The organism is Arthrobacter sp. B0427-1-12, from assembly GCF_059092905.1.
Genome location: NZ_JBNHIC010000080.1, coordinates 1 through 11446 on the forward strand (window position 1 = coordinate 1; position 11446 = coordinate 11446).

Annotated in this window: 7 protein-coding genes and 2 pseudogenes; 7 read left to right on the forward strand and 2 right to left on the reverse strand. The window is 60.8% G+C overall.

Annotation, left to right across the window (positions count from 1 at the left end; translation table 11 throughout):
* The first annotated feature begins 572 nt into the window (after positions 1 to 572).
* The 3 genes and pseudogenes from AC5RWU_RS22495 to AC5RWU_RS22505 all read left to right on the forward strand — a co-directional run.
* A complete protein-coding gene (locus tag AC5RWU_RS22495) occupies positions 573 to 767 on the forward strand; it encodes a hypothetical protein (RefSeq protein WP_494037330.1) in 195 nt (64 codons plus the stop codon).
* Positions 768 to 1353: 586 nt separating this feature from the next.
* Positions 1354 to 2289 carry an IS110 family RNA-guided transposase gene (locus tag AC5RWU_RS22500; RefSeq protein ID WP_493986405.1) on the forward strand — a complete coding sequence of 312 codons (936 nt, stop codon included), beginning with the start codon at positions 1354 to 1356 and terminating at the stop codon, positions 2287 to 2289.
* 330 nt (positions 2290 to 2619) lie between these two features.
* Positions 2620 to 3108 (forward strand): annotated as a pseudogene (locus tag AC5RWU_RS22505) (transposase domain-containing protein); the annotation flags it as partial.
* 337 nt (positions 3109 to 3445) lie between these two features.
* On the opposite strand, the gene AC5RWU_RS22510 reads toward AC5RWU_RS22505, so the two are convergent.
* Complete coding sequence (locus AC5RWU_RS22510) at positions 3446 to 5095, reverse strand: flavin-containing monooxygenase (protein WP_493986406.1); 1650 nt, start codon at positions 5093 to 5095, stop codon at positions 3446 to 3448.
* A 758-nt stretch (positions 5096 to 5853) separates the two neighbouring features.
* Between AC5RWU_RS22510 and AC5RWU_RS22515 the strand changes: the two genes are divergently transcribed.
* From AC5RWU_RS22515 to AC5RWU_RS22525, 3 genes are all read left to right on the forward strand, one after another.
* Positions 5854 to 7428, forward strand: coding sequence for a sugar ABC transporter ATP-binding protein (locus AC5RWU_RS22515; RefSeq protein ID WP_493986407.1), 1575 nt, complete (start codon positions 5854 to 5856; stop codon positions 7426 to 7428).
* Positions 7425 to 8498: an ABC transporter permease gene (locus AC5RWU_RS22520; RefSeq protein WP_493986408.1), complete on the forward strand. Its 1074-nt coding sequence runs from the start codon at positions 7425 to 7427 to the stop codon at positions 8496 to 8498. The genes AC5RWU_RS22515 and AC5RWU_RS22520 overlap by 4 nt, the downstream gene beginning before the upstream one ends.
* A 142-nt stretch (positions 8499 to 8640) precedes the next feature.
* On the forward strand, positions 8641 to 9780 hold the full coding sequence (locus AC5RWU_RS22525; protein WP_493986409.1) for a sugar ABC transporter substrate-binding protein: 1140 nt from the start codon (positions 8641 to 8643) through the stop codon (positions 9778 to 9780).
* A gap of 646 nt (positions 9781 to 10426) precedes the next feature.
* On the opposite strand, the gene AC5RWU_RS22530 is transcribed toward AC5RWU_RS22525, so the two are convergent.
* Entirely contained in the window at positions 10427 to 11062 is a 636-nt protein-coding gene (locus AC5RWU_RS22530) for a TetR/AcrR family transcriptional regulator (RefSeq protein WP_493986410.1), read from the reverse strand.
* A gap of 253 nt (positions 11063 to 11315) precedes the next feature.
* On the opposite strand from AC5RWU_RS22530, the pseudogene AC5RWU_RS22535 reads away from it, so the two are divergent.
* A pseudogene (locus AC5RWU_RS22535) lies at positions 11316 to 11446 on the forward strand (hypothetical protein); the annotation flags it as partial.

The window sequence follows — 11446 nt, forward strand, 5'->3', positions numbered from 1 at the left end:
CTGCATAAGACCAGTCTTAACCACTGAGCGGACGAGTCCAGCAGGCGCGCCTTAAACTCCCCAAGTTACAGAAGCAATTTGTTCAGCGGCCTCCTAGTCGAGGGGGCCCCGGAGGCTCTGCCGTGTTAAATAGTCGTGGGACGTTTTCACATTCCGGCGTTGTGGATGACGTTTCACGGTTTGAACCGCCCAGATTTGATGCCGCTGCTGTTTGAGTCCGGAAGGATGGGCAGCATGCCGACGATCGATGGGCCCGCTGAAGGTTTAGCTGACTTCTTGACTGCTCTGCGGAGCGGAGAGGATAGTCATAATGCCGAAGATCTGGTCGAAGTAGTTCAAGGCCAGCGCCCTGGAACTGTTCTAGCAGGAATGCCCCAGAAGCAGGTCTGCTTGGGATGTCGAAGTCCGCGCTGCAGGTGTGGGGAACGAGGCCAGCCTGCATCAGAACGGATTCGAATCCACGGAACGCATTGAAGGGTAAAACCGAGCAAGATGCGCCGGCGGATCCGGGAGCTCGATGAATCGCTCTCGGTTTTCTGGAGACTCCTGACCTTGGAAACGAGGATGGGGTCATGCCGACGGCCATCTCTCAGGATCAGCCGACCATGCGTCAGTGCAGCGCAGAGGAGAAAGCCGCCGCAGTGCGGGTGATGCGCACCCTGTGCGCTGAAGTGGGTACCACTCAGGGCACTGTGAAGCCGGTAGCCGGACAGTTGGGGTATGGCACTGAGTCGAACCGGACCTCGGTCAAGCAGGCTGATATCTAGGACGGGAACGCTCCGGGCGTCACGACCGATGATTCGGAGCGGATCTTGGCGTTGGAGCAGGGGAACCGAGAGCTGCGCCGCGCCAACGAGATCCTCAAGTGGGCTGGGTCGCTCTTCTCTGTCGGTGCTCGATGAGCCAACACAAGAGGTAGTCGCGTTCATCGTCGCCCACCGGCGCGTGTTCTTCGAGGGGCGCACGCTCCTCTTCGGTCGTGCCCATTTGCACTGTCCTGCGTCAGGCAGGAGTGTTGTCGGTGGTCCCAAGTACGTATTAGGTTGCGAAGTCCTGTCCGCACGAGCGCAGCGGGATGGGTGATAACCCCGGTCGTGCCGCCGTTGTGGAAGGATAGCTACCGGGTCTACGGGGCACGCAAGACCTGGGAGGCCGTCCAACGCGCCCGGCCACCAACGGGCGCGACCGGGTCGCCCGACTCCTGCGGGCAGAGTGGATCGAAGGAGTGCGGCGTGCCAAGAGGGTACGTACCACCCGGCCGGATGCCGGAGGTGGCCGGCCATCCTGACCTGGTGGGCCGGAAGCTCACCGCTGAGGCGCCGAACTAGAGACGGTTGCCCGGTCCCGCTCGCGGTGACCTACGAAGCAGGCTTGACCGGCTTCCGGCTTGCCCACACGCTTGCCGGTGCGGGCATCGACTGCCAGGTCGCTGCGCCCTCACGGCTGCTGCGCGCGCTCGGGGACCGGGTCAAAATCGATAAGCGCGATGCTTTGGTCCTGGCCCGCACGCTCCGGCTCGGGGAGATCGTGCCGGTACGCGTGCCGACCGCCGCTCAGGAAGCCCTGCGGGACCTTTCCCGCGCCCACGCAGTCGCCGTCAAGGACCTCACCCACGCCCGCCAGCGCATCAACACGATGCTGCTGCGCCAGGGAACGGTCTATCCGAAGGACTCCCGCTGGACTCGTGGACACGGTATCTGGCTGGGCTGTCAGTGTTTCGACCAACCAACCGCGCAAGCTGTTTTCGATTCCCTCCTCGAAGCCGAATCGATGGCCGTTCAGCGCCGCAAACGCCTGGATAAACTCGTGGCTACTGCAGCCGCGGACTGTGAATTCACCCTGGTGATCAACGCCCTGACCTGCCTGCGCGGCATCGATAGCGCCACCGGCTTCGGCCTCACTGCCGAGATCGATGACTGGACACGCTTCACCGGAGCAACGATCGCCTCCTACCTCGGCCTGGTCCCATCGGAGAACTCCTCCGACCAGAGCAGGAGGCAAGGCGTGATCACCAAGGCCGGCAACACGCATGCCCGCTGGCTCCTCGTCGAAGCCGCAAGAACCCACCGCCGGCCCTACATCCGCCCGGGCGAACGGCCCCTCAAACAGTGGGAACAGGTCGATCCGGCACGCCTGCGGGCACAGGAAGGCAACCACCGGCTGCACCGCCGCTGGGAACAGTTCGACGCCCGGAAAAAGACCCCAAACAAGACCAACACGGCCATCGCCCACGAACTCGCCGGCTGGTGCTGGTCACTGGCCGCACCGGTCCAAGAAAGCGCCACGTGAACACCGCCTGACCAAGAACGTGCCCACGATCTGGGCACCCGCCGGACGGCACGGGCAGCACGTGGAGCTAACCCGAGTTGCAGCTATGGACAGGAGGCCTCACAAGCACGGGGCCTACGATTCGCGATCCTAGACACCGGTAGTCTCCAGCCGAACACATCGTCATGCGGCAACCCATCCGCGAGTATCAGCCTGACCATGCCAGTGGACAACAGTCCACCCATCCGCCCGGCCCAACCCATCGGCACAAGGAGCGACTCTCTAACTCAACGAGCCCGGAGAGCCGCCTACCTATGCCTCTTGACAATGGAAACTACGTATCAGCTGTAGGTCACCGACCTGACGTACGTGCCGACCTGGGCCGGTTTCCCACGTCTGCCTCATTATCGACGCCTACTCGTGGGGTCGCGGGTCGCTTCCCACACAAGGACCTCGATGGTGTGGGATGCGATCGAGATGGCCGCTGGCCCTGTGGCACGCGGCTGGCAGCGTTGCTGTCATAGTGAGGCAGGGCCGCAATTCACGTCAATTCGATACGGGGAGCGGCTGGCCGAGATCGGGGCGGTGCCCTCGATCGGTACGGTGGGCAACAGCGTTGACAACGCCCTCGCGGAGACCGTGGACGGCTACTGCTACAAGGCCGAGTTGATCCGTGGACCTGCCGCGTGAGGGCTGGCCGCGGAAGACCGTCGAGCGCCACCCTCTGCTGGGTTTACTTGCACAACCACTGCTGCACGGCTACCTGGATGACGTGCAGTGTTCGAGGAGACGTTCTACGCTACGCACCGGAACGATCAGATCCTGGTTGGAGTCTCATAGAGCGAGTCTCTCGCAGACCTTGGGCGGTTCACTCTGCTCTCCAATATGAGTTGTGAATGAGAATAGGGTTAAGATTGAGATGCCCTTTTAGGCGGGTAAGACACGATGTTTTTCGGCTCCGTATCACCCGCCCAAAAGGGCATCTCGTTAATGAAACTGTCTCGCACCCTGGGTGTGTATTACCCCCCTTTTAAGTCGAAGCGCGTTTGTTGGCTGGGCCTGCTCCCGATGACGAAATCAGCCCGCAAGCGTAGAACGCCGCCCTCCAAGTATTAGCGATCCAGGCCTCGAGACGCCGGAATCAAGGGGCAATGAGTCAGGTGCTTTTCCCTCCTTCTCAGTTAGCCTCAGCAAGTTGATGCGACGTGAACACCAATCCCGGGAAGCCCTCGGCGATTTCTTTGTCAATACGCCGCCGATACTCGGGGATGCCCTCGGAGTACTGAGTGAAGACCTTCACCTTGCCGGGGATGTTGCCGCCGGTGTACCAGTTGCTGTCTGAATTCAGGTTCAGGCCCTCTACGGCTTCGAGCACATGCTTGGTGAAATCGGCGGCTGCCTCCTCCGTGACCATGATCGTCGTGTTGCCGGTGGCCTGCGCGCGGGAGATGGCGGCACAGATCATATCCACCTGAAGCTGAGTCGCGCGGAACACGTTGCCGGCCCCGACGTGCGGTCCACCAGCGATGAGCAGGTTCGGGAAGCCGGGCGTGCCGACCCCGAGCAAGGTCTTGGGTCCTTCGCGCCACGCCTCCCTGAGGTCGAGGCCGTCCACGCCCCGGATGTTCAGGTTCAACACGGCACCCGTGACAGCGTCGAACCCGGTGGCGAGCACGACAGCGTCGAAGTCGAAGGCGCGATCCGTCGTCTCGATCCCGTCGGGAGTGAAGGTAACGATCGGCGTCTCGTTGACGTCGATCAATTCGACATTGTCCCGGTTGTAGGTCTCGTAGTAGTTAGTTTCCCCTGGCGGGCGCTTGTTGCCGAACAGGTGCTTAGGAATCAGCTTCTCGGCGACGGCCGGGTCCTTGACCCTCTCACGGATCCTCTCCGCGAAAAACTCACACCAGGCCGCGTTCGCTGCCTCATCGCGGGCCATGTCGACAAAGTGGTCTGAGACCGTGCGCAAACCCCCGGCCCGGTAGTAGAGCTCCTCAAACTTCGCCAACCGCTCTTCGTCCGAGACCTCAAATGTCTTACGAGGATCGGGGTCATGGGGGAAGCTCATCCAGACCCCCTTCATCTTCTCCCAGATCTTGTCGTAGGAGGCCTTGATCGACGCCATTTCCTCGGCTGAGATAGGCCGGTTGTTGAGCGGATGGGCCCAATTCGCCGTGCGCTGGAAGACGGTCAGGGATTCCGCATCTTCCGCGATTTTCGGGATCACCTGGACACCGGTGGCACCGGTGCCAATGACGGCGACCCTCTTTCCCTTGAAGTCGACTGGGTCTTTTGGCCAGCGCGAGGTCAGAAGCAGCTCCCCGGCGAACGAGTCGAGGTTCGGGAAATCGGGCGTATAAGTCGCCGAGAGCAGGCCGGCGCACGGGACAAAGTACTGGCTACGCAGCAAGTCACCATTGGACAGACTGATCTCCCACTCACCGGCGGACTCGTCGTAGACAGCCCCCGTGACCGTTGTGTTGAACTGAATGTGCTTGCGCAGATCCCACCGATCCACAGCGTGATTGATGTACCGCTCGATCTCAGGCTGACCGGCGTACTCCTCCGACCAGTCCCACTCCTGCAGCAGCTCCTTGTCGTGGAAATACCCGTAGGAGTAGCTCTCCGAGTCGAATCGCGCCCCCGGATACCGGTTCCAGTACCAAGTGCCCCCGACTCCAGACCCGGCCTCCACGAGCCTGACGTTAAGGCCCATCTCAACAAACTGGTGGAGGGCGTAGATCCCCGTAATTCCGGCGCCCACCACGACAGCGTCAAACCGGGGAGAGGATGAAACTTTACTTGACTCTTCCGTTGAACGGGACATGCAAATGCTCCTGGATTGTTTGGACGGTGAATAGCTCGGCCCGGATCCACCTCGGGAGATATCAGCCACAGCACCTTCAACTATTCGTGCGCGTGACACATATCTCACCTTGCGCCGGTTGATATTCAGCTCCGGGACAGCTAGTGCGGCTGGTGCTCTCCAGCATGCAATATAGCGAACGCTATGTCAACGGTTAGGCGCCGACAATGCCTGCAAGGGTCGGCGTCCATCGGCCTCCCTGTGGGGCGCGGAGCGGTTGACAGTGGACGTAAGTTGTCGAATGCCGCTGGAACCGGCACGCGGACGAGGGGGCGGAGCTGGCCCTCTTGGCTAAGTTGAACAAGGTGGGCAGTCCCAAGTGGCTTCGGTGAGCCGTTGGTGCTGGGGCGCTCAGGTAAGGCAGGGGCAACGACGTATTTCTCCAGGCCCGCAGCACCTTCGACGGCGATAAGTCCGGAAACATGTGGCGGCCTGCTATTGATATAGCGCTCACTAACCCGCTACCGTGTGATCCATGTCATGGGTCGAGCGAGCGGTTCGCCCCAACCAATTCCAGGAGTTTGAAATGCCTCATCCGAGTGCAGTTTCACCCCCACGGCGAAGCGACGTCGCCGTGGGGGTATTCACCCAGTCCGCGCCTGTTGCCCACGGGCGCAACCGGCGCTTGGGGAAAGCGGACACGAGGCGGGCACGCCTGAAGCTCTCTTCGTTTATCGCGCTGTCGTTATTGCCGTCGGTTCACAATATGAGGAGGCCACGTGTCTGCGCCTGTTGATAGTGGTGCGTTGCCTGCGTGCGCGTTGCAGTTGCGTTCGGTCAGCAAGACCTTCGGTGCACAGCGTGCGTTGGCGGAAGTCGACCTGGATGTTCGCGCGGGCGAGATTCATGCGCTGGTAGGGCAAAACGGCTCGGGCAAGTCAACGCTAGTGAAGGTGCTGGGCGGTTTTCATTCGCCGGACGCCGGTGAGGCCTTGGTGGAGGGGCGACCTTTCCCGTTGGGGGTGGTGAAGGCTGCGGACTTGGCGGGGCTGCGTTTCGTCCACCAGGATCTGGGGCTCGTAGAGAACTTGTCGGTGTCAGACAACTTCCATCTTGCGTCGGGGCGCCGGTGGGTACGGCCGTTGTCGAAGCGGGATGAAGTCAAGCGTGCCGGTGAGGCTCTGAGTGACTTTGGATATCACATTGACCCGACCTTGAGCGTGCAGGACCTCACTGCGGCAGAGCGGACAGCAGTCGCAATAGTTCGCGCCGTCTCCGCTGGGAGGGATGATCCCAAGCTACTGATCCTTGACGAACCAACAGCCTCACTGCCCCAGGCCGATGCCGAGATCATGTATCGGGCACTGCGGGGACTGGCGGCCAAGGGCCGCTCGGTCCTGTTCATCTCCCATCATCTGGATGAGGTGTTGGGGTTGGCCGACCGAGTGACGATCCTACGTGACGGTCGTAATGTTGCGACCCACGAGACCGGGGGCATGAACAACTCCGATTTAGCGAGCCTTATGCTCGGCCGTGCTTTGGCCAGGGAACAGGCGTCAGCGCGTGAGGCAGTTTCATCGCGAAGGCGGGACGGTTCCGCCGTCCTTGTGGTCGATGGTTTGCGTACCCCGTTGACCCAGGGGGTCGACTTCGAGGTCCAAGCCGGTGAGATTGTTGGGTTCGTCGGGTTGACGGGTTCGGGGCGTGAGGAACTGGCACCTGCGTTGGCGGGTCAGATTGATCGGCGTGGTTCGATGCGCGTGGACTCCATCACGGTCAAGCCGGGTCATCCGCGCTCGGCACTCGCGGCGGGCGTGCAGTACCTGCCGGCCGAACGTCGTCGTGATGCCCTCTTTGCGGGAGCCAGCATCCGGGAAAACACGGTGATATCAAACTTGGACTCCGTCAGTCGCTTCGCGCGTGTCGTGCGGAGATTGGAGCGGATCGAGACTCGCAAGTGGATCGACGTCCTCGACGTCCGACCCGGGCAGGTCGAGAAGTCTGCAATTGAGCTCTCTGGCGGAAACCAGCAGAAGGTGGTGCTCGGTCGACTCCTCCGGATGAATCCGCGACTGCTGGTACTCGATGAACCTACCCAAGGTGTCGACATTGGGGCGAAGCAGGCGATCCATCACCTGATCAAGCAGGTGGCGGCCGGAGGAGCCGCAGTCGTCGTGTGCTCCTCGGATGAAAATGAGGTTGCGGCCCTGGCGGACAGGGTATTGGTGATGAAAAAGGGAAGCGTCGCCACGGTGCTAGAAGGCGCGGACATCACCCCGGAGCGAATCGAAGAAGAACAGCTGGCGGTCGCACAGGCCTCGTCAACAGAAAGTATAGGAGCGGACCGACTATGAGTAACACCACCGCGCTACGACGGACTGCGCGATTGTTTAGCGTCCGCAGGATCAGCGTCTTGTACCTCTTGGCAGCAATTGTCCTTATCTTCGGACTAGTTATCCCGGACTTGTTCCTCTCCTCGGTGACCATGCAGGTCGTGGCCTCGAGTCAGGCGGTCGTAGTCTTGATTGCCCTGGCGGCGATGCTACCGCTGATCGCCGGCGAGTTTGATATCACGATCGGCACGAATATGGCCCTCTCGCTAGTAATCGTCTGCACCCAGACCGTGCTGTACCCCGACCGCAGCCTATTCCTCATTTGCGTGATGGCGGTCATGGCCAGTGGCGTGGTCGGGTTGGTGAATGGACTACTGGTGGTCAAGCTCCGGTTGCAGTCATTTATCGTCACTCTGGCCGTTAGCCAGGTCGTGGCCGCTCTTGCACTCAATATCTCTGACAACCAGCAGGTGCGCGGCGTCTTCCCTCAGGGGTTCTCTGACTTTGGTCAAGCCCGTCTTCTCGGGATTCCGGTGCCGCTGTTGGCTGCGGTGCTTGTCTGCTTGGTCCTGTGGTACGTCCTGGAGTGGACCAAGCTCGGGCGTCAACTCTTCGCCACGGGGATGAATCGGGAGGCAGCACGGTTGTCCGGGGTGCGTACTGACGGTCTCGTCATAGGTTCATTCGTCGCATCCGGATTGATCAGCGGTAGCGCCGGAGTCTTGTATGCCGCGCAAGTTGGCACGTTCTCCAACTCGATCGGCATGCCGATGCTCTTTCCTGCCTTCGCTGCAGTCTTCCTGGGCGCAACGCAGTTCAATCGCCGACCTAACGTGTGGGGCACCTTCCTTGCCATCATGACACTGGCCTTGGGCGTGCAAGGCTTGCAACTCTCCCTGGACGCTGGCGGGTTCTGGATCACCCCAATGTTCAACGGGTTGGCTCTGATCTTCGCTGTCGTCTTCAGTGCCCGCCAGAACACTCGGCCCAAGACGGCTTCAAATGATGAGCCTTTGACCGCGCCGTCTGGCGGTGAGGCCGACAACAGGCCAGCGGCCAACGAGGCTGCGGTTGATTCGGGTCGGTCATAGTCGTTTTCGCCACCAGGAACCAAAGATTAATCCTTGGTTAGGCGCGCCCAGTCCCATTCTGCTCTCCTGCGAGCGTGGTGCCAGAGCTGCACCCAACTAACAGTAAGGAACGACCGTGCTATCTACGACACTAGACAGTGCAATGAAGAAGGCAATCGCCGTCGCTGGCTTCGCGACACTGTTGCTCACAGTTTCAGCATGTGGAAGCGGTTCGCCCAACGAAGCTGCTGGAGCAGCTACGGAAGGGGCCGGCTCGGGCACGGAGGCTGCAGCCGCAGCATCGGAGAGGTTGGATCCTCTGCTCGAGCCGATCACCGACATCGGCATCCCGGCGCCCCTATCGGGTACCCCGGAGGAGGGGAAGGTCGGCTACTTGATTCGGCTCAACAACTCGACTGCTACGCCCATGGATCAACCCTTCAAGGAAGCGACGGCTGCCCTGGGTTGGGAGGGCCGGGTTTTGGCCACCGACGCAGCGGACCCCCAGGGCACCAGCAACGCTATCGAGCAAGCAATTGCCGGTGGTGCCGACTACATCATGATCAACTCGACCAGTGTCGATGCGATCGAGTCGGGGCTCGAGGCGGCGAAAGCTGCAGACGTTCCGATCTTCCTGAATTCCTCAGTGGGTGATGTCGAAGGCGAGGCGAACGGTATTTACGGCAATGTCGCTAACGTGGATAACATCGCTGCCTCCGGGCTGTCTTTGATGGACTGGGTGATCGCCGACAGCGATGGTGCGGGAAGTGTGCTGTTCGTGACCTACCCCGACGTTCCCGTCCTAGCAGCGTCGGGCACCCAGGTTCAGGAAGGATTAAAAGAGAACTGCCCACAGTGTTCGCTGAGCGTCCTGGAGCTCTCAACCCCGCAGGTGGTGAATGGGGATAGCACGTCAACAATCGTCGCGGAGATCCGGAAAAATCCGGAGATCAAATATGTGACGATGGACATCAGTCTCGCGGGAGTCGGCCTGCGTACGGCGCTGGACGCCGCCGGTCTGAACGACGTCAAGATCGGCGTCGGTTACCCGACGACTGACCAGTTCGAGGGTATTCGCGACGGAAGCTACGACATCGGAGCTGCCTACGCTATACCTGACGCCATTTACGCTGTGGTCGATCAGATGGCCCGCCACGAACTCGGCATGGACGTCGACCAGGAGAACCATGCGGTGCGGCCCTACCAGATGTTTACGACAAACAATCTGGGTCCCGACGTGAACGACTGGGAAGGTCCCGAGGGCTTCCGCGATCAATACCTCGAGCTGTGGGGTAAGGGCTAAGCGTACTGTCCGACAAGCTATGAACGGCTGAGGTAGGGAAAGACCTCCGTGTTCAGGATGTGGGCTACCACACTCACGATCCTGACCACGGAGGTCTTCTACCTTACTTCTATGTCAAGCTGCCTGGCCATGTTTATCGTGGAGGACGGCTAGGACGTGAGCTGGGCCGCTGATTAGTCAGACTTCGGGTCAGTGCGTCCACGGACACCACGAGTATCAGCGTCGGTGTCCTATGCATCCCTCTGATGGGTTTTTGCCTGTAGCGGTAGGAGACCCCAGGCAACGCCCAGGAGGGATGTTGGCGTCTGGACCAACACGACCTGCCCGATGACCCCCAACAGGCAGGTGTCCGTCAGCAGGGAAGTACGTGTCCGCCTGCAGGGTCCGCTTTCGGCGACGTAGTCTCCCCAAGCATCGACTTCGAGACTGCTATCGCCCGCACAGATAGCATCTCGGCCCGAAACTGGGGTACGAACTCGGCACTGGTCTTCCGTGGCACTGAGGTTTCCTCTTCCGCCGTGTGCCCCGTACACCCGGGAAGGCAACCATCCACTGGCTCCGAACCGGTGGCTCCTCACGCCGCCGACGCGAGGAACGGCGGATGTCCCTCTACCGCATTACCGATGGATCTCAGCAACGAGAAGATTCAATCAGCGGCAGGGTGGGGATCGGATGGGTGCTCGTGCGGCTCCTTGGCCACACTGCGCACCATGTCGAGCGCGAGCGTGACATATCGCTGGGCGAGGTCCTCTGGTGTCAGGGTTCCGTCCGGTCGGTACCAGTTGGGGACGCTGAGGCACATGCTGAGAATCGCTCGGCTCGACTCGCGGGGGAGGAGTGTGGCGAAGGAGCCGTCGGAGCACCCGCGGTCGATGCATTCGGTTACGAGGTGCTCAATGTAGTCGCGTCGCTTTGCGTAGTGTGAGTGATTCTCGGGTGTTAAGCTACGCATCTCGCGGTCGAGGAACGCGAGGTCGCGGTGCTGAGTGATGTACAGGATAACTGCCTCAACTAGCGCGGCAAGGCGGGGCCGTGGTTCGTCAAGGGCCTCAGCGACGGCCTTGTTGACCATCGCTTCGAGGACATTCATTGCGTGGGTCAACAATGAGGTGAGAATCGCCTGTTTGTTCTCGTAGTGATAGTAGAGCGCCGGTACGCTCACATTCAGCCGTTTCGCGATTGTGCGCACAGACGTCGCGTCATATCCGTGCGTAGTGAACTCGTCCAGCGCAACTTCCAAGATCTCAGGGAGCGCCTGCCCGGGTACTGTTCGCAGGCTCATAGTTTTTCCTCCGCCTTGAGTGAGTGTGATCGTTTCCTATGGCGGCAATAGTCGCGTTCCTGCCCCGCCTCGCAGCCCAGCTTATATTAGTGAGCGCTCAGTAGTCTCGAAGATGAGACGCGATACAGCCGGCAATTCGACGCTTTAGCATTGGTCGAGCTGCTCAGGGACGTCTCTTCGATCGGCGTTAGTCACCGCAAGCCTGCGTTTAGCGGGGCGACTACGTGCTGCGCGCAAGTTTTCGGTTGTGAGGATGCGCATTGGAGACAGTTATCCTCACCCCCTCGCTAGGCATGTTCTCGAGCGCACGGGCATGCGGATCAGTGACTTCGATACGTATGAGATCAATGAAGCATTTGCGTCGGTTCCCCTGGCGTGGGCCGC